Source organism: Limnospira platensis NIES-39, from assembly GCF_026000695.1.
GTDB classification, from domain to species: Bacteria; Cyanobacteriota; Cyanobacteriia; order Cyanobacteriales; family Microcoleaceae; genus Limnospira; species Limnospira platensis.
On the sequence record NZ_AP026945.1, the window covers coordinates 5,095,015 to 5,119,187 of the forward strand.

Sequence of the window (24,173 nt, forward strand, 5' to 3'; positions counted from 1 at the left end):
AAGAACGGACTTAGGTGGTTGCTCCCCTGGTCTGTTCTTCCCTTTGACGGGTTGAAAATTTTTTTTGGCGATCGCTTGCCATATATAAGGAAAACGTGCTATATTTATAAATCGTTGAGAAACAAGGCTCTGTAGCTCAGTGGTTAGAGCAGGGGACTCATAAGCCCAAGGTCGCAGGTTCAAATCCCGCCAGAGCCATTTAACTTAAACCCTTATCCTGACTACTATCGCGGGAATTGCTTTAACCCGATAGTCGTACCTAATTACTCAGATATTACTCACAATCTAGTCCTAGCACAGGAAAATAATTCTGTCAATAGGTTGATTACTCAGTCAATAAGCACAACTTAATCAATCTGTCAAATGCCTACTATCTCCCCCTAACCAAACACCGATAGGGTAACTCTCTCGTGATACCCGTCAATGGCAAGCCTATCGGTTCGTTACGAACCATTGACTGCTATCACATCGGTCGCACCCCTAAGAGTGTTTGTTTCGGTTATGGGGGGAGGGTATGGCTCAAATTTCAAAACCCATAGGGGTAGTCAGATTATTAGTGAAATATTGAGGAGCCTACTCACTACCAACAAAATGCGATCGCATAATCACGACTAACCTGGCTATGACATACTGAAGCGATACCCCCAAACAACTTTTCAACTGGTAACTTGTTTCGTCATCTCTCGCTGATACCTACATAATCCTAGAGAATTGATTCCCCATCGAAACCGATACCTACATACCGCTAGACAAGTCTCCAATTTATAGGGGTACTGAGTTCCGCACAGGATGATTACCCCTAATAGACGGGTTAAGGTTTTGGCTTAGGGTGTTTATTGTGGGTAAACTAGGGGTGGGTTCATATAAACTTCCAATAGACTACTGGCAATAGACTACTGGCAAAAAATACAAACAACCCCTATCATGATAGGACACGATAAGGGTTAAGGTTGTTATTGAGTTAGGGTTAGCTGTTAGGTGTTAGGTGTTAGGGTTTAGGGTTTAGCTGTTACTCATTCTGCACTTAGTAATCATAGCTAACGCTACGTCTGTTAGCTTGTCTACAATGAGTTGGTCAGATTTCCCTATGTAGATGTGATGATTGACGCTACCATCCCACCCTTTGAGGTTCCAGTAGGTAAAACCATTAATTGAGAGTTTTTTGCAAGCTGTAAATCGTTTACCATTAACCTCTACTGAAAAAGATTTATGGGTTTCTAGGTATTTAAACCATTCTAAAGAACCTACTTCGATACAGATATTACCATGACCTACCAGAAACCCTTTGTAAGACCCTGTTAGTGTGACTACTGGGAGTAGCTTAGGCATGAAAATCACCTCCCAGTAGGATATCGCTGTTATAACCATTAAGGTTACATTCAGGTGATATTACGTCTGAATCGAATCGAGTAATAATTGGATACTGAGATTCTACCCATTTCTCGTGTACTGCCAGAAAGTCAATAGCGTAATTATGAGCAATTTCTGCTATCGTGATTCTATCCTCACGAGTTGCTGTTAAATTATTGCCAGCTAATCTGACAAAAATCTCCCTAGCCATTTCTGCAATAACCATCATTTTTTCTTGTTCAAACTCATTCATGGCTTTATTTCCTATTGATTAATTGAACTTGTGATCATCATTATCGGGGTGATTTTGATTATTGTTGTGTTCTGTAATTTTTGCATCAAGCAAGGCTTCAATACCTTTGAGTAACTCGATTTCCGCGTTTAAAAAATGCCTGTGGATTTGAATAAATTCGACAATTTCGTCGAATTGTTCAGATGTGATAGCAAGTTCTACTAAGTCAAGTAATCCTACAACGTTAGGATTTAATCGATTACTCATGTAGCTATATTCTACTACGTTTAATCCGGGTGTACTTAATTTGATTGACATGGTTTTATCCTTTGATAGTGGTTAAGTTGTGATAGTTTAACGTCATTTCGGAAGGGTTTAAATTATTCAATTTTGGTTAGTAAATGCTTAATATAATTAAGCTGTTTTAGGAGTAATTGTTCCTTTGCGACTGCCAGGGAATACTCGGTTTGACAATCATTCATTATTGTTATCAAAGTATCCTTAGCGTCTTGTTTGGTAGCATTGTAAATCGTGGTGTCTACCATTTGTTTAAACGTTTTAAACCTTGTTTGAGTAATAGCGTCAATGTTATTTTGAGTCATTTTAATTCCCTCCTTAAATAATTTGTTTCCAAACGTTTTTGCCGTTTTGATTAATCATTGAATAGCCCCTGCTTTTCATTAGATTAGTCAACTCTGAAACATTAACGCGACTATCAAGATATCCATCTGTTTTAGCTCTCTCAATGGCTTCTTTTAACGCTTTCGGGTCGATATCAGTTACAACCTCGGTTAACTCAGGACATCCCGCGTTAATTGCCTGGTTGTTTTGTTTCATTTTTGCCTCAATACTTTGGCTTATAAAGCTGTCTAAAAATTGTTCAGTACCCGATGATATTGTCAAAACCTTTTCATTTATTAACTCCCAGTAATCATTAAATTGTTTAATTGACTCTATCAAAGGTGATTCATATATTAATGAATGTGTCGCGATAATCTCTAATGACAACCTACAATTGGTGATATCTTTTTTATGTTTCTGTAACAGTTTCTTAGCTTTACTGTATTGATTGCAGTTATCGAGATTTCGCCAGAAAATCTCTAATTGAGATGATAGCTTGTCTAGCGTTATATCCTCAATATCGCTTAATTCGTTTAATTCAAAATGATTCCCTCTATATTCCTCTGATGTCATAGTCTCTCGTTTTTTAAACCATATAGGAAACATCCGTCTTTTGAGTTCGTTTAACTCCCAAAATGTCCACAATGGATGTATTGAATTAATCACCTTTAAAGCGAAAGCATTAAAAATCATGTTAGTTCCCGGTGTCTGACTACTGATGGTTATTCGGCTATTTTTGCGGTTTAACACCTTGAAAAGCGATAACATATTCTCATTTTCAATTAATAAGCTAGGGGTGATATCTTCCCATACCAATATAAAATTTTTCTCAAATTCACATTGAAGGGGGTCATAAAATCGTTCATGTTGTATCTTGTTTCTCAGTGAAGCGAAAGTGCTATTAGCAAGCACCGAGGTTGTCTTGTATAGTTCAGATGCTACGGTAGCTATCTGTGACTTTCCAGTACCGCTAGACCCCCAAAGGAACAGGATGCCAGCTGTACTCATAAGGGTTACTGGAGACGCTATAAACGAGGCGATAATTGGAAACTGAATATCAGGATATGGTAGAACACAGACAGCCCGTAAAACAGACTCTAATTGCTCACCCAGGTTGCCTTCTGTGATTATTTCTTCTAGTTCAGATGACATCTGACTTCTAATTAGTCTATAATCAATATAGTCCTCAGACATGGTAGTAACCTCTTATCGCTCTTGACTTGTTGACATGGTATGGTGGTTATTCCCCCCTAAATATTTAGGGGGGATTTATTTGTGACTACATTAATCGCAGTAATTCAATTAATGCAATTAATACATTAGAATCAAGTTGTTTAACCTTGTTATAAAGACTCTCAAAGCTAGGGTCACAATCCAAAACCTTAGCCCCTTCTGTTAACCTTTCCTCGAAGGTTTTGTATTTTGCCTTTCCATTAAATCCTGCTTTATTTTTAGTTTTGGATTCAATGAAAGCGTCAATATCTCCGATTGAGTAAGTAGCGAAAGATTGATTGAATGGATTAATACATTCAATTTCTAAGATATTAGAAATATCAGAGTTTAAATTATCGTCTCCGATATTTCCCTCTAATATCCTGTCAGAAGGTCTGACTGATGATTGACTTAGATTTATTGTTGCTGTAAACATCACAGAACCGTCTGTAAGCATTGAGTCACTTTCGACTATTTTAAGCAATGCGAGTTCTGGAGATGTAGGGCTATATTCTCGTTTTTTGCCGTTATATTCAGTCTCGTATTTTTCAATATAAAACCGTACAGCAATTAATTCTTTATCACCTTGGGAATAACTCCAATCCCTATCATTGAAGTTAGAAAAATCCCCTGATACACCTTTCCCGAATATCCATAAATGAGGTGACTTAATTCGGAATTATGCATAATCAACAATTAGAAAGGTTGCCGTTTCACCGGGCTTAACTGCACTGCAATAACTAAATTTATCGTCCTGTTTTTTGCCGTAATATCCGATACTCATGATTAACTATCCTTTGATGATTGATTATGACGTTTGAAATTTTTTTGCATACCTCCCAAAATTGAGGGTTACCAACAATTGATACTCGTAGGCTGCCTTCATTTGTCAACCTTGCTGTAGCGTGACCTCTGTAGTCCCCCCTAGGGCTATAACAACCCATATAGGAATAAGCTAAATCAAGGATTTCCTGGGTTTTATGTTCCTTTATAGGGGTTAGTATCCGGTAGGCTATTTGAGTGGTTTCTGACTCAAATAGGTGTGGGTTATAGGTGGTGTTTATTAACTCACCGTCAATGGAAAATAACCCCTTGTAGTGCAGTTTATTCATTGTTTACCCTTGGAATCTCTAAGTTTTTCCAAAGCCCCTTAAACTCGTCGATATTGATAAATGAGATGCCTTGCCATCGGTAGGATGTCCCCCTTATAACAAACCAACACTGATTGACTAAACCAGGATTAAGGTACTGCAATAACTGCATTTTTAGCTTAAATGAATCAGTTAATACTCCCTTAACTTCGATGTAACGATTAAAGAACGGACTCTAAAAATCTGGAATCCAGGTGATATTTTTCCAAGGTTTTGCATGTTCAATTAATGTCATTTTAGGGTGAACAATTAATTGATTATCATGTTTTCGTAGAAGGTGATAAACCCTACATTCAAATGCACTTGGAAAATAATAGCCGTCTATTTTTTGTCCTCTAGCATTGTATTTATTTTTCATCTTTTGGGTACACTCCGAAAGATGTATTAGGATTATCAGGTTCTCTATCCCCGCCGTTTTCGGCTTGATATATATTCCATTCTTCTCTGTAGAACTCTAGGGCTTCTGTACAAATTTCCTCAAGTTTGTCAGGATGTAATGGGATTAATTTTTTAAGAATTTCGCCTATAAAATAAGCAATAAAATCCTTATCAAACTTAACTAAAGTTGATGGCCACGTAAACCCCTTTACGCCTGAAATTGGAACTTTGATATATAGGGAATGACCGATATACATCAAGGGGGTTAACGTGATGTTTCGTAGGTTAAGCCTAACCTCGGACCAATGACGTGGTATCATGCTATAATTTCCTAATGCTTAGTGGCTACCGCTTATGTGCTTTTAAAATAGAGTCCCTAAAAAATTTACACATAAGCGGTTTTGTTTTTGGTGTGGGATTAATCTAACCAACTAGAAAATGGGTTGACTTCATTATCTTCATCCTCTAAATCACTCTCAGAGCCCAATAGATGGTCTTCGAGGGCGTTAATATCATCTTGGATGGCTCCCGTAACCTTACGAGGTAGCTTTACTCCACCTGCTTTTAATAGCGTCAGGATTGCGTTGGTGACTCGTTTAAGTGTGGCAATCTCTGAATATGTCAGATAAAAGGTATTTGAGTTGATAATCTCCGACGTTTGGAGTTTGTTGGTCAATGATTGAATTAATGAAGTTTTGGGGTAAGGAAGGTAAGTATTAACCAACTCCAGAAACTTAGTAAACTGATTAAACCGACTCAACGTCTCTTGGTATTCTGTAGGAGTCAATACTTTATTAGTATTGACATTAGTTACATTTTCTACAGTTACGCTACCTTCAATTGATTCTGTAACTGTATAGTTACCTTGCTCTTTTGAATTCACTGTATTTAATTAAAATTATCTTATCTAATTAATTTATTAAAAATAAACATAAATTATACAATTTACACTTATTTATAAAAATATCAAGTATTACATTAAGTATATATAGAATGTACAAATAATAACCAATACAAAAAACTCGTTAATCCTATTTTGTGAGTTAACGGGTATATACTTAGTAACAAGATAGTTATTATGGATTGTTGCCTGTTGTCTCAGGTAAAGCGCTAAGGTTTCCTTGTACTTGATTAGCTGCTTCAGTTCTACCTGTGGTTAGTTCTCCTAGGTTATCGAGGGTAATTTCAGATTCAGCCGGAATACGAAACATTGAGTTATAGGTTCTAATACTCGCGGGTTGTTTGCTCCAGTAATGAGCAAAAACATATAGCAAGGAATTAATCGAGAAAATTTGAGGAACTTTTAAACCAATAAATCTTAGCTTCCTATCACCCGCGTTAACTCCTGATGTGCGATATGTTCTCCATACTCCACCCATAGAGGCAGGAGCTTCTACAAAAATCTTTGTGTACTCTATACGTTTCCATGACCTAACTCTAGCCCCTGGTATGATATTACGCCTATTAGCATTAGTTGATGTAGTTCCACTAACGGGAGGTCTCCAGATAGTTAAGTCTCGCACCAGGACGGGTTCCTGTGTTACGGCGTTATCGGATAGCGTATAAAGCAGCAACATAGGCATTGGGATAACATACTTTGATGTCTTGTCTACTGGAGCCTCAACCATCAAACTCCTGCCGATACAAGTGCCTTTCGGTTCCGCTAGTTTAGCAACAAAATTTGCTTTATATTTATCGTAAGCATCATTTAATGGCATAATTTAACCTCATTAATTATCAAACAAAACCTTAGATAGGTAGACATTAACACTATTGTTGTCTACCTAGTTAATGAACCCTAGTCAACAAAAACAGCAATAGCTTCTACATCGATAGAGCCATTAGTAGCATCCAAAACATCATCAGTAGGGATTGTTAGGGATACTGTCACAGCTCCAGTTGCCATGTTGCGGGTATAAGCTGTAACTACCGTTACACCATTAGGGTTTCTAGTTGCGTTTATCTGTGCACGTTGAACTTGCTCGATAACTTCTAACAATTGGTGTTCGAGAGTGGGACCATTAAGAGTTACGGGGCTTGCCATAGTCATTACCTCTAATAAATCAATAGTAATAAGATAGCACCAAACTGATATAGGTGTTAGCTATATTTTCGTTAAGGAAATGCTACATATATGTAGCTTCTATTCAATGAAAACTACATTAAGCTGTAGTTGGTGGCTGACTCCCAGTTTTAATTTCTAACGACGTTCTAGTAGCTGTTCTGATTGCGTCATCTACCCACTTAGGTTTCTTCTCAAAATGTAAAGGAATTTTTACTTTAGACTTCCTAGGGTCTTTGTACATTGCCAAAACACTATTCTCTCCCATATCGATTTTGGCTTGTTCAAATTTATCAATTAATTCCCAGTTAAGTATTTTAACCTCCGATATATACATTTTTGTTTCCTTTATTCGTTTCGCATTTTCCCTACCGCCAAAACCTTTCCTTTCCTCAAATAGTAAAGGATAAACAATTGAAGAATTTGTTAATTGTACTAAATCCTTGCAAATACGTTCAGCATCTGACTTGCTAGATTCATTCACAAAAAACGAGAATGTTCTACCATTTCGCATATTGCAGGTTACTTTGATATTGCCTTTTGTGAACGCTGATTTACTAGGTTGAGTAAATATCCTTTGTAATTTATCCCAGGTTATTTCGTGTCTTTCTACTGATGGGAGTTCTATTTGAGTTTTTTGTAGTTTTGACCGTCTTTCCTTAGTCCAATATGGAGGTTTTTCGTAGTTATATAAAATAAAGGTTAACTGAATTTTTAAATTACTACTATTCGGAACTTCAGAGATATCACCGGAACCCACAAATTGCCCTATATCACGATTACCTAGTATTTCAGTTTGAGCTAACACATTTGCTACATTTTCTTGAAGGTTTCTTAATGATGATACTAGTCTAAATCGCTCTCCACCATTTTCTACAACCGCGTTAACTAATTGTTGTTGTCTATTTTCCTCAATGCGTTGTAATGCAATATATTCATCTAATCCTTGAGCAACTAAAATAATCGCTTCTTTACAATTATCTGAGAATTCCTCCCAAAATTCTTCACTACTATCTTGATTCCAAATAGTGTTAATATTTCCGTCATAGCTTTCTGGTAATTTCTCCCTAGCTTCCCTTCTCTGTTTACCGAAACTCCATTCCTCACCTTTTTCGTCACCCCACTTTTCAATCGTTCCTTTACCACCAGGAACCATTGAAACAATAGCCGTTGCAAGTGTTGAAGGACTTTTATCTAAAAACATTTTAACAACCCGTCTACCATGTTTAAACAGTTGCCATGCTATGGCTTTCATAGCCATGCCAAATGATTGTTTAACGTATGAGCCGAAAGCTGTAGATACTTCCATAAGCATTTCAGGTCCCTTGCTTAAGGCAATGTGCATAGCAGCGGCTTTGTTGATAAATGCAATACCAATGGTAGGCAATACTCCACAAACTAATTTACCTGCCATATTACCCAAAAAACCGGCGGTAGTACTAATAAATTGATTAGCAATATTCATCATATTTTTGTCTATCTGTTCATCTGATATATTCCAGTTGAAATTCCAGAAACTATCCCAATTAGACGTGATAAATCGTGCTACTTTCTCAAAACTAAAGTTAGATAAAAACTTAGTAATTCCTTCCCATAACCAACCTCCAAAACTTTTGCCCCATTCAACAACTTTACCAGTTATTTTTGCCCATAGCTTGCCAAACCAACCCATCTCTTGAGTAGATGTTCTCTGAGCTAAATTAACTTGTCTAACGCCATTCCTACCTATACTGCTACGAGTTTGACGGCTAGACAAGCTACGAGTACTCCTTAGCATTCTTGCACTTCTGGCAACCATTACAAAGTTCCTCTTAGTGGGTTATCGCCGTCAATCAATTCGGTTTCTATCTTGATATCAGGAAAGTCTTTTTTCAATAATTCTTGTACTTTCTTGGTTTCCTGTTCTCTAATATCATCCTGTTTTTTCATTGAATCATATAACCTAGTTAAATCGGCTAATATGTCTTTTGACGGGTCATTACCATTAACTTGTAAAGTACCTTGCGCTCTAACTATTGAGAATATTTTCTTTATTTGATTTAATGTTATTTATAGTGTTTCTTTCGCGTTCTTTTGATTAGTGATTTTAACTTTACTTTCATTAGGTTCTAGTAGTTCCTCAAAATTATCAGCTTCTGGAGTAAACGCTGTTTTAATTGTTGCGTATTTTTCTTCAGTTTTAAATCCTAAATAATCTAATATTTCTGAGACCTCTCTACCAGCTTTAAAGGCTGCTGAATGCGCCAAACCTGCTTCATGTAAACAGGTTAAAACAGCGTTTTGTGTCACTTGATGGGAGATGGCAATTTCCATTACCATCCCGAATATTTCAGCAATTGATTCAGCTAAGTTAGGTAATTTGATTTCGGCTTTTTCTTCTGCTTTTGTCATTAGATTGACATCATCAATCTCTACTTTAACTTCAAATTCACCCCATCTTTCGTCATCGATGTCAAATCGATACATTAACCATTCTGGCAATGTGTTTATTCGTTTAATTCTGTTCTCTGGATTATCAGCATTAACCGTGATTTTTTCCGGCATTTCAGCCGGAAAGGATTCAGGGTCTAGGAACTCGTAAATCCTTCTAATCATTCCACAGCATTCTTCGTTCATATCTGGTATTGTTATCGTTCGTATATTTTCAGGTTCTTCTCCTTCGATGCATTGCGGGATATCTTTTGTGCTCGCGGAAAATCTAGGAATTACATAATCAAATTCTGTGCATTCCATCCACCAATCACAAAATACACCTATACTTTCAAACATTAAATCAGGGTCGCCGTATGCCCACTCAGACTCCCACTGTCCTTGCGTATAAAAAAACCTCTCACTTCCTGTTGGTTGAGGAGTTTCTCCCCACCTCCAATCCATATGACTAAAAAAAGTGATGCTACTTCCACTTGGTGGAGGATTACAGCATCCCCCGCTACCCATTTGTCTGTCGAACTCTTCAACGCTGTACTTTTCATTAGCTTTTATGGTACAACCGATATTGCCATTTCCGCCATTTCCATTGTCTGAATCATCATCTGAATCATCATCTGAACTATCGCCTGGTCGCCTTCCTTTATCATCATCTACCTCGTCACCGCTATTAGGACCGCCAAAACCTCTACCAGCGCCACCCTTTCCCCTAGGTTTTTTTCCTCCCTTTGGTTCATCTCTGTTTGGTGGTTCCTTGACAGTTGCCTCTTTTTTAATATCCTCTCTTTTTTCCCTTTCTTCAGCTTCTCTTTTTTTGTGATATTCATCTGCATCCCAGTATTCAGGAGCTACATATTTAGAATCACTTATAAATTTGTTTCGAGTATCTAATTCCCTCCCGTATGGGTCTCCAGTCCAACCTCGAAACGGGTCTCCTAGTTTACCGGGGTCATCGTTTAATCTAAAGGGAGCTGTGTCATATCTAACTCCCGAGCGAGGTCTAACCTTTGGTTTGTCTCTAATCGTCCGTCTGTCTCTAACCATATTAACGTTTTGTACTAAGTTTAATAGTATTATATGATAGTATAATTATGTTACTAAATCCATTAAATAAGGGAAATCATGAGAGGTGTTAAAAATATCGCGGCTCATATAAACGCTGCTAACTGGAGTAACGCCATAGAGTTATTTAACGGGACTATTTTAGAATCATTAATAACAGAAAGATATAAATATGATATCGGTATTTACAGCTATATATCATCGTTAAACGCTAGATGTTACACTCCCAGTATTGCACAATCACAAATCCCCACAATTTACCCGGAAGATAGCTATTACCAACGGTGGAAAAAAAACAGGAAGTGTTGCAGGGAGCGGTAGATTTACAGATATTTTATGGGAATATGGCAACAGAAAACGGGTTAAATTTAGGGATTGTCAAATTGCCATATTATGGAGGCATTCACACCGAAAACCTGTTAATTGAATTAATCACTAATCAAAACGAAGGTTTAGCAATTGATAGCAACTCAATAGTTAAAGCTAGGTGTTTAACTCAGTTACATAACAATGATTCTATTAATATTTTGGGCATGGCTGAATATCAACTCGATACAGTTCCTCAAACCCCTACATTGACACAACCCGAAAATTTTGGGGTGACAATAGGCAATACCCCCACATTAGTTAGACCCTCAAATATTAATCGGTATAGGTTGCACTTACAAAATGTAGGTTCTGTAGGGGTATGGTTTTGTCACGGCGATATCAGTAACTGTGTACCTTATCAATGCCTATATTTACCTCCTAACGCTGGGTGGGATGATGAACTAAAATCAACAGCTTCTATCTATGCTATAACTGAGGATAGCGTAACCAATATTGTTGGATTAAAACAAATAATAAATTGGTAAATTATACTTTGATTTAGGAGTTTATTATGAGTTTCTCCGTTTACAGTTCTATTGTCAATTTAGACACTCTAAATATGAGCAGTAAAATACCGGGAACTCCCGAAACTACCGCGATAAGTTTGACTGCTAACACTATCACGGAAGTTGTGCCTATCAATGCTACCAGTAACGGTAGAACGGTGTTTGTAAAGAATCGGTCAAATACCAATGTACATCTAATATTTGACCCTACAGGTGATAGCGTGTCAGACGCTGCATTTTCGGTTAAGCCAGGTGATACCATCTCAATAACGTGGGGTAGAACTAAGTTACAGGCGATAGCAGAATCTAGCGCTAGTATCAGCGTTACAATTATCGAATATATCAATATGTAATCATCAAATGAATGGCTAGTATTAAGTTATTAGCCATTTAATTAAATAATCAATATAGAGGCAGTTATGACTAATTTCAACATTTACTCTAGTAAGTTTGGGCAATCAACCGATGACTTGCCAGAAGGTGAAGTTAATCTGTATTTAACTAATGAACGGATACAAGCAGTTATTGACTCAAATACGTATAACGTTGAACCTCGCATCTCTATAGAACCTACCCTTTCAACTCAGTTTGGTAAATCCAACACACGCTACAATGGTGAAGAATGGATAACAGAACCTGTAACAGACACTTACACTGTTACTAGAGCATCTACGGCAACGTATGTAGACGCAGCAGGCAGGATTCGTACAGCCGCAGTGAATAAGCCTAGATACACATTTAATCCTGAAACGGGTGAACGGTTAGGGTCGTTGGTGGAGGAACAGAGGACTAATTTGGTATCGTGGAGTGAGGATTTTGATAATGCGACTTGGACAAAAACACGAGCAAGTATTACGCCAAATGTAATTGTTGCGCTTGATGGAAATTTAACTGGTGACAAGTTAGTTGAGGATTCAAGCACAAACACCGCCCACCATGTAAATCGTACATTTTCTGCAACATCTGGGACAACATATACATTAACCATATATGCTAAAGCCGCAGAACGCTCGATTCTTGTAATTGCATTTGCCACTCAATTTCCCGCCAATTCTTTCGCAAATTTCAATTTACTGACTAGAGCAATTACAGCAGGAGGAGGACTTGTTTCTTCATCAGTAACGTCTATGGGAAACGGATGGTATAGATGCTCAATTACCTCAACAGCATCATCAACTGCTACTGCAACAATAGTGCATTACTTGAATAATGGGTCTAGCATTCTTTACACAGGTGATGGCATTTCAGGTATCTACATTTGGGGTACACAACTAGAAGCATCATCAACACCATCCCCTTACACCCCTACTCAAGCCACCAGCGTAACACGTGCTTCTGATGCGGTTAGTCGAGTGTTGGGGGATGAGTTTAACCCGAGTGAAGGTAGAGTAGGGGTCGAGAGAGATGTCGCCATCTCCCCCTCCCATACAAAACCGTACATGAGACTTTCACCTCATACGGCTCCTAGTTTGACCGTCTCCTTGTTAAGAGTACAGCATCATCTCTTCATCAAGAGCTGTTTTATCGTCGTGACAATGGCGGTGTAATAATTGAAGATTCTTGTAGTCATCCTTTCCGCCTTGGCTTCTAGGTACAATGTGGTCTATTTCAATTAAGTCTGATGGGGTAAAGAATTGCCCACACCAGGTACATCTACCTTTTTGTTTTTTGAGTAGTTTTGCTACCCTAATTGGCGTGTCGATTGCTTGTCCTTTCCTGGTTGCCCAGTAAGTCCAATTTCCGTCGTATGGTGTTGCGTCGGGGCGTATTAGGGTATGTCTGACAATTGGAGTCCAGTTATGTTTGAATAGATGTAACCCATCTTTGGTTTGGAATAGCCAATTTTCGTGTCTTTCTTTCCCATTGCTAAGTTTAATTGTTCCATGTCTGAAATAATTACTTAGCTTTTCGTGATTTGCCTTTCCGCATCTTGATACTGTCCATGCCTTTAACATTTGCCAGATTGTTTTGTCTAGCTTATTGAAGGTCTCTGTTGAGACTACCGCTGAGTAATAATTTGACCATCCCCGAATAATTGGATTTAGTCTACTAATCAAGGCTGATTGAGGTGCTGTTCTATGTTGTTTAATCACACCTTTAATCACTTCTGTGTGGGCTTTAACTGCTTTGTTGCTGGGTTTTATGTGGGTTTTATGTCCGATTAATCGACTCTTAGGCCCCCCTGTTTTCCCAGATTTATACTTTCCTACGGGATATTGCCTGATATTGAATCCTAGAAAATCAAACCCAGGTTCCTCAATCTTGCCATTATACTCAATAGGATTGAGTGTGTGACATATTCGGGTTTTTTCAGGTCTAATCTCTAGTCCTACAGGTTTTAGCCATATAGAAATAGCAGTCATGCACTGTTCAATGATTCCTAGGTCTTTGGAGATGACCACAAAATCATCGGCATATCTTATAAGGTTTACCTGATTGGTGCTGCCTTTATTTGGATACATTTCTTTGACTAACCTTTCTATTCCATCCAGTGCGATGTTGGCTAGTAGTGGACTTATTACTCCTCCTTGGGGTGTCCCTGCTTCTGTATCCTCAAATACACCGTTATCTAGCACGCCAGCTTTGAGCCATTGTTTCAGGTCTCTCTTCAAGCTGCTTGGACAATGAATTTTGGACAATAGGTAATCATGGTTTATTCGGTCAAAGCATTTTGCTATATCAGCATCAAGAACATAGTATTGTCCTTGATTTATGGCAGTATATATTCTACTTATTGCATCTTGTGCTGACCGTCCGGGTCGGAACCCATAGCTTGTGCCTTCAAACCTCGATTCCCATTCAGGTTCGAGGGCCGACTTAACCAAAGCTTGCCTTGCTCTATCTTGGATTGTGGGTATGCCTAGTGGGCGTTTTTCATCCCTACCAGGTTTTGGAATCCACACCCTTCGCAGTGGTTTTGCTTTGAGGTTTCCCTTAATGTTTTTGACAATTTCTAACCTTTGTCTTGGAGAGATTGCTCTTACTCCATCAACCCCGGCTGTTTTCTTGCCTTGATTATCTTGGGTCACTCGCCGCACTGCTAAGAGCCGGGCATAATACGATTTCACCAATAGACGTTGCAACCTTCGTGCCTTTGCGTCTTGTCCCGATTTAGCTGCTTGAAATATACTCTTTTGGAGCTTGAAAACTTTCCGTTGAACCTTAGTCCATGGGATTGCCTTCCATGCGTTGTTCGTAGTCTTGATTGGTTTGGGTTTACCAAATCCTTTCTTTAAACTCGCTATCGCCATTTTGACTCTTATTAGACTCTATTCTTACAATCAAACCGTGACCTGTTAGCATATCCCTACCATTACAGCAGGGCGTTGGCTTCTGGTCACATCTCACATCCTCTAGGACTTGCGGTTACACTTATCCCTACTGATATCTCGACCAGATAATCAGAGTCCAGGAGGACTTAAAACGTTCCGTTTATATGGGCATTCCATCTTTAGATTTGTCCTCTCCACCGGGGTACTTTTAAAGGTCTGTGTAGGTAGTAAAAAAAAACCCCTACTTTTCCCCTTACTCTTTTGAGCGCAGCGTATCAACCTATTTCGCTACTTACTCTTTACGATGGTTCAAGCCAGACATTCGGTTTCCCTAATCATGGATGGTTGGCAGTGGTCTCGTTTCTGGTGTTAGGTTGCACCTCGGAGCCTTCCGTTCCCCGCTTCAATCCTGGGGTTGTGATTCCCAAAACTGGGGGTGGCTATCGCCGTTACCCTAATTTCCTAACTTTTACTTATCCATTTCTGGACATCCTATAAGGAATTTGTATGAGTTAGTTTGTTTTGACCTTGGGTTCCCTGCCTTGATTTGTATCGTAGGATACTAATCGTTGGGACATATAAACAGTTATGAGGATGGTCAGGAGTGCGCTCCTTATATTCAACCAAGGGGTTGAAGTCCCCACCAGGCGGTTATTTCGGGTATTGCAACCCTATTTCATGCCTGAACGTCTCGCACTTTTTATATAGAATATACACCAAACAAGTTGACAGGAGTTGGTGCTATTTTAGGTACTAATTCAGATAATACCAACTTGATACTTCACGGCGACGACAGTGCAGGTTTCGGTATAGACACTAGAACTGTGTCTGGTGGTGTGTTGACTTATTCATCACCCTTAATAACTAGATTGGACGCACCATCATTTAAGATATTATCTGTTTTAGAGCAAGGTCGGCAAAAGTTATTTATTAACGGTGATAAAGTGGTTGATGCACCTAATACAGTAACATCTTATCAACCTATTTCTGAAATTCTTATATTAAGAAGAGCTAATGGTGTTGTTGAAACTGGTATATGTAAAGATTTCCGCTACTACCCTCGCGCTCTTAGTGAAAGTGAGTGTTTAGCCCTAACAAAACTGTAATGGAGAACTAAAATGACTTATGACTTACAACAATAAATTAACAGATAATGCCTAATGCACTTGATATATCTGAAAGTAATTGGTTTAAAGTTTATGAACTTAATTTCAGGATAGAAGATGATAGCTACACGGTACTAAAAAATTACCTGACATTTCTGGCAGTAAATTTATCAGGATATTATTTGACGCTGACAGTGTACCCGTGTACTGGAAAATGGCAGGGTGGTTAAAATTTTACACATACAATGATGTGAAGCAGAATATGATGGTTAAACGTGAAATTATATGGCTTAATGAATATCAAATAATTGAATCACCGCCGTACAGCAATTTTTACGCTTCATTTTCTCCACTAGAAAGAATTAAATGGTTTACACTTCATTTTTGGAAATTAATATAAATGAACTTGGTAATAGTTGAATTAGGGTTAATTATTGTCGCGATTATTCTCAGTACGTTCATTACGCATACAGGAAACCTAATTATTGAGAATAGGTTAGACGGTATCCAAAATAGCCTAAATTATTTGATTAGATATGTTAATGATTCTATGGCATCAATAGTTGGTAAAAAACAGTTAGAAGATAAAAAGCAATCACCCCCTCTTCCAATTAACAGAGATGATATTGATGATGATGGTTGGCGTAAACCCTAAACCCTAACACCTAACAGCTACCCCAATAACTTAAATGGCCCCCTATGGTTTCTGACTGTAGGGGGTGTCTATGTATTTTTTGCCAATAGGCCTATTGCAATAGGCCTATTGGAAGTTTATATGAATGCTTGCCTCTAATTTACCCACAATAAACACCCTAAGCCAAAACCTTAACCCGTCTATTAGGGGTAATCATTCCCGGCGGAACCCAGTACCCCTATAAATTGGAGACTTGTCTAGCGGTATGTAGGTATCGGTTTCGATGGGGAATCAATTCTCTAGGATTATGTAGGTATCAGCGAGAGATGACGAAACAAGTCACCAGTTGAAAAGTTGTTTAGGGGTATCGCTTCAGTATGTCATAGCCAGGTTAGTCGTGATTATGCGATCGCATTTTGTTGGTAGTGAGTAGGCTCCTCAATATTTCACTAATAATCTGACTACCCCTATGGGTTTTGAAATTTGAGCCATACCCTCCCCCCATAACCGAAACAAACACTCTTAGGGGTGCGACCGATGTGATAGCAGTCAATGGTTCGTAACGAACCGATAGGCTTGCCATTGACGGGTATCACGAGAGAGTTACCCTATCGGTGTTTGGTTGGGGGGTGGTATGGGTATTTGACAGATTGATTAAGTTGTGCTTATTGACTGAGTAATCAACCTATTGACAGAATTATTTTCCTGTGCTAGGACTAGATTGTGAGTAGTATCTGAGTAACTCAATAGGATATAGGGGTTGAGTAATAACCCGCTATCGCTGTCAGGATAAGGGTTTAAAGGCAATGCAGGCGAAAGGAGAGTTTCCTAACCCATAAGCTGTAACCCCTATTCTACCGTTACTTAGGTGTTACTCAAAACCATAGCAGGATCTATCAATCTGTAGCCATAAAATAACCCCTAGGGGTTTAATCTAGGGGTGTTAATTTATGAAAGGTTGACGATTAGATTAATCTATCAGATAGATAACTCTAAGAAATAATTTAGCTTCAGAGCTATCAATATCAACCCCTAACGCTGTTAACCGTTCTATAGCCACGTTCAATGGTATAGGTAACTTAGAAACCCCTTTGAGAACTTCTAAGGTAGCGTCAATGCCTTCTGTCTTGTATTTACCCTCATTGACGATTGTGCTATGTCCCATAAGTCTAGCTCGCAACTCGATAGGTAGTCCATATTGTTCACCTAACAGGTTGTACAGTCTACGAAAAGCATATTTCTGGGTTACCGGGCATTTCATAGATTGAATTCTGTTACTAAACGTTGCGTCAAAGCCTCCAGCTATGGTTTTGGGTTGACTGCCTTTTTTCGGGCTATATTCTGGTAACAACGGCCGTTTCAATTCTAGGAAATCAAACATTTCGGGACTGGGAATTGGGGCTACAACCCTTCCCCCTGTTTTAATACTCACTTTCCGACCTTCTGCGTCAGTAAAGTAAGTGGTGCGAAACGTTCAGGCATGAAATAGGGTTGAAATACCCGAAGTAACCGCCTGGTGGGGACTTCAACCCCTTGGTTGAATATAAGGAACGCACTCGTGACCATCCTCATAACTGTTTATATGTCCCAACGTTCGGTATAGAGATATACCAAACAAGGCAGGGAACCCAAGGTCAAAACGAACTAACCCATACAAATTCCTTATAGTAAGCCCAGAAATGGATAAGTAAAGTTAGGAAATTAGGGTAACGGCGATAGCCACCCCCAATTTTGGGAATCACAACCTCAGGATTGAAGCGGGGAACGGAAAGCTCCTAGGTGTAACCCAACACCAGAACCGAGACCACTGCCAACCATCCATGATTAGGGAAACCGAATGTCCGGCTTGAACCATCGTCATTATTGAGCAGCGAAACAGGTTGATACGCTGCGCTCAAAAGAGTAAGGGGAAAAGTAGGGTAATCACTTCATCACCTACACAGACCTTTAAAAGTACCCCGGTGGATAGGACAAATCTAAAGATGGAATGCCCATATAAACGGAACGTTTTAACCCCTCTTAGGCTCTGATAATCTGGTCGAGAAAGTCAGTAGTGAAAGTGTAAGCGTAAGCCTATTAGGGGGTGAGATGTGACCAGAAGCCAACGCCCGACTGTAATGGTAGGGATATGCTAACGGGTCACGGTTTGATTGTAAAGAAATAGAGTCAAGTAGGTGTACAAATGGCGATAGCGAGTTTAAAGAAAGGATTTGGGAAATCAAAACCAATCAAGACTACGAACAACGCATGGAAGACCATCCCGTGGACTAAGGTTCAACGGAAAGTTTTCAAGCTCCAAAAGAGTATATTTCAAGCAGCTAAATCGGGACAGGACGCAAAGGTAAGAAGGTGGCAACGTCTATTGGTGAAATCATATTATGCCCGACTCTTAGCAGTGCGACTGTAGGGGCGGGTTCCACGGTCAGCCATGCTTCCCAACAGTCAGCTTAATAAACCCGCCCCCCCAAGCGGGTCAAGGCAAAAAGACGGCTGGAGTAGATGGTGTGATAGCAATATCCCCTAAACAAAGGCTAGAAATGACCGAGAAAATCAAAGAAAACCTCAAAGCAAAACCACTGCGACGGGTGTGGATTCCAAAACCTGGTAGGGATGAAAAAAGCTGGAATAGGAATACCCACAATCCAAGATAGAGCAAGGCAAGCCTTGGTTAAGTCGGCTCTCGAACCTGAATGGGAATCGAGATTTGAAAGCACAAGCTATGGGTTCCGTCCCGGACGGTCAGCCCAAGATGCAATAGCACGAATTTACTCAAGTATCAACAAGGGTGAATATTATGTACTCGATGCTGATATAGCAAAATGTTTTGACCGAATAAACCATGATTACCTACTGTCCAAAATTCATTGTCCAAGCTGCCTAAAAAGAGACCTGAAACAATGGCTCAAAGCAGGCGTGCTAGATAACGGCGTATTTGAGGATACAGAATCAGGGACACCCCAGGGAGGGGTAATAAGTCCACTCCTAGCTAACATCGCATTGGATGGCATGATTAGGTTCATAGAGACAATGTATCCAAAGAAAGCAAACAGAGCGCAGGCTACTGTTATAAGATACGCCGATGACTTTGTAGTGATATCCCCATCACTAGAAATCATTGAACAGTGCAAAACTGCTATTTCCGAACGGTTAAAACCTGTGGGATTAGAAATAAAACCTGAAAAGACTCGAATCTGCCATACGTTCAAACCTATTGAATATGAAGGCAGAACAGAGGAGCCAGGATTTGATTTTCTAGGATTCAATATCAGGCAATATCCAGCAGGAAAATATAAATCTGGGAAAACAGGGGGAATGGCAAGCCGATTAATCGGTCACAAGACCCACATTAAACCCAGCCAAAAAGCAGTTGCCCACACAGAAGTGATAAAAGGTGTAATTAAACAATTTAAAACAGCACCTCAATCAACCCTAATTAACAAACTAAACCCAATTATTATGGGATGGTCAAACTATTACTCAGGGGTAGTCTCAACAGAGACATTCACCAAACTAGATAAGACAATCTGGCAAATGTTACGGGCATGGACAGTATCAAGATGCGGAAAGGCAAGTCACGAAAAGCTAAGAAATTATTTCAGACATGGAACAATTAAACTTAGCAATGGGAAAGAAAGACACGAAAATTGGCTGTTCCAAACCAAAGATGGGTTACATCTATTCAAACACAACTGGACTCCAATTGTCAGACATACCTTAAGACGCCCTGACGCAACACTTTATGACGGAAATTAGACCTACTGGGCAAGCAGGAAAGGACGAGCAATCGATACGCCAAATAGGGTAGCAAAACTACTCAAAAAGCAAAAAGGTAGATGTACCTGGTGTGGGCAATTCTTTACCCCATCAGATTTAATTGAAATAGACCACATTGTACCTAGAAGCCAAGGCGGAAAGGATGACTATAAGAATATTCAATTATTACATCGCCATTGTCACGACGATAAAACAGCTCTTGATGAAGAGATGATGCTGTACTCTTAACAAGGAGACGGTCAAACTAGGAGCCGTATGAGGTGAAAGTCTCAAGTACGGTTTTGAATGGGAGGGGTAGACCGTGAGGTCTATCTCGACCCCTAATTAATCTCCTAATACAAGATAATTATCTTGATTATCGGGGTCTGATAGTGCTTTGATGATTACACCATCATCCGTTACATAACGTTTGGTTAGATTAACAGCAGCGGCTATTTCAGTTGGTCTCAGTCCGTACATTACTGTCATACCCGTTACCCATAACCAGCTATGTCGGGATGATTGATGTTGTGAGTTTCTGATGGTATAGGCTTCCTGTTTGGTGTTAAACCACCAATCTTTAAAGGCATTAATGCCTATACGCTGCTTAACGGTGAATCGTGTTTGTTTAGGGTTAATAGGCTCAAGCTGTTTAAGCAAATGGTCTTTGTTAGGTGATTTCTTAGCTATGGCTTTTAAGATGTAGTAACGTTCTTTAAATGTTTTGGAACCTACTAATTGTTCTCCGTTCTGTAGGGGAGTGTATAGCATAACCTTGAAACTCTCCCAGCTAGGGTAATCATCCCAGTTAGGGAACAACCTGAAATATGCCTCTTTAGTAGACTCGTAAGATGCTAAGTCGCTAGCGATATCGCGGGAGCGTGGTCTTCCTGTGTTGCGGTTGTAACCCGCAAAATACTCATCCTCTAGTTGTTGGAATATTTCCCGATAGGTTATCAGATTATCCTCAATCTGGTTCTTTCCTAAGATAGTCGCATCGTACCAGTTCCAAAATTCACTAGCGCTAGTAATGGTTCCCAAGGCTTCTGATACCAGTTTAGCTTTCTTAACCCCGTCTATCACCCCTTGAGGTGTACACTCAAGATTAGCTGTCTTGGGTAGCCGTTTCCCGGTAGGTGGTTGCTTAAACTGCAATAAGAGATTGTACCTAAGCCCTGACTTCTGGATTTTAAGGCTAACCCCCCTAGGACACTCACCCTTAAACTCCTGATAGGCTTTCAAGAATCTAGCATAGCCCCCGTCATAGTTACCCTTTCCCCCTACTGTAGGGGTATTGATATCGTTACTCATTTTTTACTCACTTGTTATCCTGCTATGGTTTTGAGTAACACCTAAGTAACGGTAGAATAGGGGTTATAGGCTATGTATTAGGTTCAAATCCCGCCAGAGCCATTTATTTGATTTGATCAGAAATCCCGCCCCCATCTAATATGGTTGGGCGTATTTTTTTCTGAACTCGTAGTCAATTCGAGTATGATAAATATGATGGTGCCAAACCTTCAGGCATGAAATAGGGTTGAAATACCTGAAATAACCGCCTGGTGGGGAATTCAACCCCTTGGTTGAATATAAGGAGCGCACTCCTGACCATCCTCATAACTGATTATATGTCCCAACGTTCGGTATAGAGATATACCAAACAAGGCAGGGAACCCAAGGTCAAAATGAACTAACTTATACAAATTCCTCATAGGAAGCCCAGAAATGGATAAGTAAAAGTTAGGAAATTAGGGTAACGGCGATAGCCACCCCCAGTTTTGGGAATCACAACCCCAGGATTGAAGCGGGGAACGGAAGGCGTGAAGTAGAACCTACTACCATACGCGACCACTGCCAACCATCCATGATTAGGGAAACCGAATGTCCGGCTTGAACCATCGTAATTATCAGGTAGCGAAACAGGTTGATACGCTGCGCTCAAAAGAGTATGGGGAAAAGTAGGAGTTTCTTCATAATACCTACACAGACCTTTAGAAGTACCCCGGTGGAAAGGACAAATCTAAAGATGGAATGCCCATATAAGCGGAACGTTTTTAACCCCTTCTAGGCTCTGACAATCTGGTCGAGAAAGTCAGTAGTAAAAAGTGTAAGCGCAAGCCTATTAGGGGGTGAGATGTGACCAAAAGCCAAAGCCCGGTTGTAATGACAGGGATATGTTAACAGGTCACGGTTTGATTGTAAAGAAATAGAGCCTAGTAGGTGTACAAATGGCGATAGCGAGTTTAAAGAAAGGGTTTGGGAAACCAAAACCAATCAAGACTACGAACAACGCATGGAAGGCCATCCCATGGACTAAGGTTCAACGGAAAGTTTTCAAGCTCCAAAAGAGTATATTTCGAGCAGCTAAATCGGGACAAAATGCTAAGGCACGAAGGTGGCAACGTCTATTGGTGAAATCATATTATGCCCGGCTCCTAGCAGTGAGACTGTAGGGGCGGGTTCCACGGTCAGCCATGCTTCCCAACAGTCAGCTTAATAAACCCGCCCCCCAAGATAACCAAGGCAAGAAGACAGCCGGTGTTGATGGAGTAAGAGTAATCTCTCCAAGACAAAGGTTTGAACTGGTCAAGAACATTAAGGGAAATCTCAAAGCAAAACCACTGCGACGGGTGTGGATTCCAAAACCTGGTAGGGATGAAAAAAGCTGGAATAGGAATACCCACAATCCAAGATAGAGCAAGGCAAGCCTTGGTTAAGTCGGCTCTCGAACCTGAATGGGAATCGAGATTTGAAGGCACAAGCTACGGGTTCCGTCCAGGACGGTCAGCCCATGACGCAATTAGCAGAATTTACACTGCCATAAATCAAGGACAATATTATGTTCTTGATGCCGATATAGCAAAATGCTCTTACCGTGAACCATGAATACCTACTGTCCAAAATTCATTGTCCAAGCCGCCTAAAAAGAGACCTGAAACAATGGCTAAAAGCGGGAGTGCTAGACAACGGTGTATTCGAGGATACAAAAACAGGGACACCCCAGGGAGGGGTAATAAGTCCAATACTCGCCAACATCGCACTGTTGGGAATGGGAAGGTTAATAGAAAAAATGTATCCCAAAAACAACAAACCATATACCATGGCAATAAGATATGCCGATGATTTTGTAGTCATATCCAAAGACTTAGGAATCATTGAACAGTGCAAAACTGCTATCTCTGAATGGCTAAAGCCTATTGGATTAGAGATTAAACCTGAAAAAACTCGAATCTGCAATACACTCAAATCTATTGAGTATAATGGCAAAACAGAGGAACCCGGATTTGATTTCTTAGGTTTCAAGATTAGGCAATATCCCGTAGGAAAATACAGAACTGGGATGACTCCACATGGGAAACCATTAGGACATAAAACTCATATAAAACCCAGTCAAAAAGCAGTTGCCCACACAGAAGCGATAAAAGGTGTAATCAAACAATATAAAACAGCACCTCAGTCAGCCCTGATTAACAAACTGAACCCAATTATTCGGGGATGGTCAAACTATTATTCAGCGGTAGTCTCAACAGAGACCTTCAACAAGCTAGACTTCATAATCTGGCAAATGTTAAGGGCATGGACAGTATCGAGATGCGGAAAGGCAAGTTACGAAAAGCTAAGTAATTATTTCAGACATGAAACAATTAAACTTAGCAATGGGAAAGAAAGACACGAAAATTGGATGTTCCAAACCAAAGATGGATTTCGACTGTGGAAACATAATTGGACTCCGATTGTCAGACACACCCTAATACGCCCTGACGCAACACCATACGACGGAAATTGGACTTACTGGGCAACCAGGAAAGGACAAGCAATCGATACGCCAAATAGGGTAGCAAAACTACTTAAAAAGCAAAAAGGCAAGTGTACCTGGTGCGGGCAATTCTTTACCCCATCAGATATAATTGAAATAGACCACATTGTACCTAGAAGCCAAGGCGGAAAGGATGAATACAAGAACCTTCAATTACTGCATCGCCATTGTCACGACGATAAAACAGCTCTTGATGAAGAGATGATGCTGTACTCTTAACA

27 protein-coding genes, 1 tRNA gene and 5 pseudogenes are annotated in these 24,173 nt (G+C 39.7%); 16 read left to right on the forward strand and 17 right to left on the reverse strand.

What is annotated here, in order from left to right:
• Nucleotides 1–125: 125 nt before the first annotated feature.
• A tRNA-Met gene (locus tag N39L_RS25060) sits at nt 126–198 on the forward strand.
• 804 nt (nt 199–1,002) lie between these two features.
• On the opposite strand, the gene N39L_RS25065 is transcribed toward N39L_RS25060, so the two are convergent.
• The 14 genes and pseudogenes from N39L_RS25065 to N39L_RS25130 all read right to left on the reverse strand — a co-directional run bounded on the left by N39L_RS25065 (nt 1,003) and on the right by N39L_RS25130 (nt 10,477).
• The gene (locus N39L_RS25065) at nt 1,003–1,368 is read right to left on the reverse strand and encodes a hypothetical protein (protein WP_014274186.1); all 366 of its coding nucleotides are present in this window, start codon (nt 1,366–1,368) and stop codon (nt 1,003–1,005) included.
• Complete coding sequence (locus N39L_RS25070; RefSeq protein ID WP_035736471.1) at nt 1,322–1,603, reverse strand: hypothetical protein; 282 nt, start codon at nt 1,601–1,603, stop codon at nt 1,322–1,324. The genes N39L_RS25065 and N39L_RS25070 overlap by 47 nt, the downstream gene beginning before the upstream one ends.
• An 18-nt stretch (nt 1,604–1,621) precedes the next feature.
• The gene (locus N39L_RS25075; RefSeq protein WP_231852015.1) at nt 1,622–1,900 is read right to left on the reverse strand and encodes a hypothetical protein; all 279 of its coding nucleotides are present in this window, start codon (nt 1,898–1,900) and stop codon (nt 1,622–1,624) included.
• A 62-nt stretch (nt 1,901–1,962) separates the two neighbouring features.
• Nucleotides 1,963–2,184, reverse strand: coding sequence for a hypothetical protein (locus N39L_RS25080; RefSeq protein ID WP_006616005.1), 222 nt, complete (start codon nt 2,182–2,184; stop codon nt 1,963–1,965).
• A gap of 13 nt (nt 2,185–2,197) precedes the next feature.
• On the reverse strand, nt 2,198–3,397 hold the full coding sequence (locus N39L_RS25085) for a hypothetical protein (RefSeq protein WP_014274188.1): 1,200 nt from the start codon (nt 3,395–3,397) through the stop codon (nt 2,198–2,200).
• Nucleotides 3,398–3,482: 85 nt separating this feature from the next.
• A complete protein-coding gene (locus tag N39L_RS25090) occupies nt 3,483–3,872 on the reverse strand; it encodes a hypothetical protein (RefSeq protein WP_231851946.1) in 390 nt (129 codons plus the stop codon).
• Between the two features lie 289 nt (nt 3,873–4,161).
• Nucleotides 4,162–4,527 carry a hypothetical protein gene (locus N39L_RS25095; RefSeq protein WP_014275577.1) on the reverse strand — a complete coding sequence of 122 codons (366 nt, stop codon included), beginning with the start codon at nt 4,525–4,527 and terminating at the stop codon, nt 4,162–4,164.
• A pseudogene (locus N39L_RS25100) lies at nt 4,520–4,924 on the reverse strand (DUF1064 domain-containing protein). The gene N39L_RS25095 and the pseudogene N39L_RS25100 overlap by 8 nt, the downstream one beginning before the upstream one ends.
• Nucleotides 4,914–5,264 carry a hypothetical protein gene (locus N39L_RS25105; RefSeq protein ID WP_014276710.1) on the reverse strand — a complete coding sequence of 117 codons (351 nt, stop codon included), beginning with the start codon at nt 5,262–5,264 and terminating at the stop codon, nt 4,914–4,916. The pseudogene N39L_RS25100 and the gene N39L_RS25105 overlap by 11 nt, the downstream one beginning before the upstream one ends.
• Nucleotides 5,265–5,362: 98 nt before the next feature.
• Nucleotides 5,363–5,827 (reverse strand): hypothetical protein, encoded by a 465-nt coding sequence (locus N39L_RS25110; RefSeq protein ID WP_014274193.1) that lies wholly within the window; start codon nt 5,825–5,827, stop codon nt 5,363–5,365.
• Nucleotides 5,828–6,020: 193 nt separating this feature from the next.
• Nucleotides 6,021–6,662 carry a hypothetical protein gene (locus N39L_RS25115; protein WP_014276711.1) on the reverse strand — a complete coding sequence of 214 codons (642 nt, stop codon included), beginning with the start codon at nt 6,660–6,662 and terminating at the stop codon, nt 6,021–6,023.
• An 80-nt stretch (nt 6,663–6,742) separates the two neighbouring features.
• Entirely contained in the window at nt 6,743–6,988 is a 246-nt protein-coding gene (locus N39L_RS25120) for a hypothetical protein (RefSeq protein WP_014276712.1), read from the reverse strand.
• A 118-nt stretch (nt 6,989–7,106) separates the two neighbouring features.
• A complete protein-coding gene (locus N39L_RS25125) occupies nt 7,107–8,762 on the reverse strand; it encodes a hypothetical protein (RefSeq protein WP_014276713.1) in 1,656 nt (551 codons plus the stop codon).
• 41 nt (nt 8,763–8,803) lie between these two features.
• A pseudogene (locus N39L_RS25130) lies at nt 8,804–10,477 on the reverse strand (hypothetical protein).
• 78 nt (nt 10,478–10,555) lie between these two features.
• On the opposite strand from N39L_RS25130, the gene N39L_RS25135 reads away from it, so the two are divergent.
• The 4 genes from N39L_RS25135 to N39L_RS25150 all read left to right on the forward strand — a co-directional run bounded on the left by N39L_RS25135 (nt 10,556) and on the right by N39L_RS25150 (nt 12,917).
• Nucleotides 10,556–10,816, forward strand: coding sequence for a hypothetical protein (locus tag N39L_RS25135; RefSeq protein ID WP_014277431.1), 261 nt, complete (start codon nt 10,556–10,558; stop codon nt 10,814–10,816).
• Nucleotides 10,780–11,349, forward strand: a complete 570-nt coding sequence (locus N39L_RS25140) for a hypothetical protein (protein WP_231852049.1) — start codon at nt 10,780–10,782, stop codon at nt 11,347–11,349. The genes N39L_RS25135 and N39L_RS25140 overlap by 37 nt, the downstream gene beginning before the upstream one ends.
• A gap of 26 nt (nt 11,350–11,375) precedes the next feature.
• The gene (locus tag N39L_RS25145) at nt 11,376–11,723 is read left to right on the forward strand and encodes a hypothetical protein (RefSeq protein WP_014277433.1); all 348 of its coding nucleotides are present in this window, start codon (nt 11,376–11,378) and stop codon (nt 11,721–11,723) included.
• 66 nt (nt 11,724–11,789) lie between these two features.
• Nucleotides 11,790–12,917 carry a phage head spike fiber domain-containing protein gene (locus N39L_RS25150; protein WP_050856795.1) on the forward strand — a complete coding sequence of 376 codons (1,128 nt, stop codon included), beginning with the start codon at nt 11,790–11,792 and terminating at the stop codon, nt 12,915–12,917.
• Here N39L_RS25150 and ltrA read toward each other — a convergent pair.
• Nucleotides 12,855–14,621 carry a group II intron reverse transcriptase/maturase gene (ltrA, locus tag N39L_RS25155; RefSeq protein ID WP_014274168.1) on the reverse strand — a complete coding sequence of 589 codons (1,767 nt, stop codon included), beginning with the start codon at nt 14,619–14,621 and terminating at the stop codon, nt 12,855–12,857. The genes N39L_RS25150 and ltrA overlap by 63 nt on opposite strands.
• A gap of 746 nt (nt 14,622–15,367) precedes the next feature.
• Here ltrA and N39L_RS25160 point away from each other — a divergent pair.
• The 3 genes from N39L_RS25160 (at nt 15,368) to N39L_RS25170 (ending at nt 16,403) form a co-directional block, all read left to right on the forward strand.
• A complete protein-coding gene (locus N39L_RS25160) occupies nt 15,368–15,748 on the forward strand; it encodes a hypothetical protein (protein WP_014276717.1) in 381 nt (126 codons plus the stop codon).
• A gap of 47 nt (nt 15,749–15,795) precedes the next feature.
• Entirely contained in the window at nt 15,796–15,978 is a 183-nt protein-coding gene (locus N39L_RS25165) for a hypothetical protein (RefSeq protein WP_126277469.1), read from the forward strand.
• A 170-nt stretch (nt 15,979–16,148) separates the two neighbouring features.
• Entirely contained in the window at nt 16,149–16,403 is a 255-nt protein-coding gene (locus N39L_RS25170; protein ID WP_014274633.1) for a hypothetical protein, read from the forward strand.
• A 949-nt stretch (nt 16,404–17,352) separates the two neighbouring features.
• Here the strand turns inward: N39L_RS25170 and N39L_RS25175 are convergent.
• Nucleotides 17,353–17,841: pseudogene (locus N39L_RS25175) on the reverse strand (recombinase); the annotation flags it as partial.
• Between the two features lie 723 nt (nt 17,842–18,564).
• Between N39L_RS25175 and N39L_RS25180 the strand changes: the two are divergent.
• From N39L_RS25180 to N39L_RS33400, 4 genes and pseudogenes are all read left to right on the forward strand, one after another.
• Nucleotides 18,565–18,789 carry a reverse transcriptase N-terminal domain-containing protein gene (locus tag N39L_RS25180; protein ID WP_014274427.1) on the forward strand — a complete coding sequence of 75 codons (225 nt, stop codon included), beginning with the start codon at nt 18,565–18,567 and terminating at the stop codon, nt 18,787–18,789.
• Between the two features lie 21 nt (nt 18,790–18,810).
• A pseudogene (locus N39L_RS25185) lies at nt 18,811–19,033 on the forward strand (HNH endonuclease).
• Nucleotides 18,993–20,135 carry a reverse transcriptase domain-containing protein gene (locus N39L_RS25190; protein WP_014276718.1) on the forward strand — a complete coding sequence of 381 codons (1,143 nt, stop codon included), beginning with the start codon at nt 18,993–18,995 and terminating at the stop codon, nt 20,133–20,135. The pseudogene N39L_RS25185 and the gene N39L_RS25190 overlap by 41 nt, the downstream one beginning before the upstream one ends.
• Nucleotides 20,136–20,270: 135 nt before the next feature.
• Nucleotides 20,271–20,384, forward strand: a complete 114-nt coding sequence (locus N39L_RS33400; RefSeq protein ID WP_493572995.1) for an HNH endonuclease — start codon at nt 20,271–20,273, stop codon at nt 20,382–20,384.
• Nucleotides 20,385–20,483: 99 nt separating this feature from the next.
• Here the strand turns inward: N39L_RS33400 and N39L_RS25195 are convergent.
• A pseudogene (locus N39L_RS25195) lies at nt 20,484–21,446 on the reverse strand (recombinase); the annotation flags it as partial.
• A 917-nt stretch (nt 21,447–22,363) separates the two neighbouring features.
• Between N39L_RS25195 and N39L_RS25200 the strand changes: the two are divergent.
• The 4 genes from N39L_RS25200 to N39L_RS25215 are packed head-to-tail and all read left to right on the forward strand — an operon-like array spanning nt 22,364 to nt 24,171.
• A complete protein-coding gene (locus tag N39L_RS25200; protein WP_014276720.1) occupies nt 22,364–22,588 on the forward strand; it encodes a reverse transcriptase N-terminal domain-containing protein in 225 nt (74 codons plus the stop codon).
• Nucleotides 22,589–22,609: 21 nt separating this feature from the next.
• Nucleotides 22,610–22,831, forward strand: a complete 222-nt coding sequence (locus tag N39L_RS25205; protein ID WP_014276721.1) for a reverse transcriptase N-terminal domain-containing protein — start codon at nt 22,610–22,612, stop codon at nt 22,829–22,831.
• On the forward strand, nt 22,791–23,021 hold the full coding sequence (locus N39L_RS25210) for a reverse transcriptase domain-containing protein (RefSeq protein ID WP_014274255.1): 231 nt from the start codon (nt 22,791–22,793) through the stop codon (nt 23,019–23,021). The genes N39L_RS25205 and N39L_RS25210 overlap by 41 nt, the downstream gene beginning before the upstream one ends.
• A complete protein-coding gene (locus N39L_RS25215; protein WP_014276722.1) occupies nt 23,011–24,171 on the forward strand; it encodes a group II intron reverse transcriptase in 1,161 nt (386 codons plus the stop codon). Before N39L_RS25210 ends, N39L_RS25215 begins: the two co-directional genes overlap by 11 nt.
• The last annotated feature ends 2 nt before the right edge of the window (nt 24,172–24,173 follow it).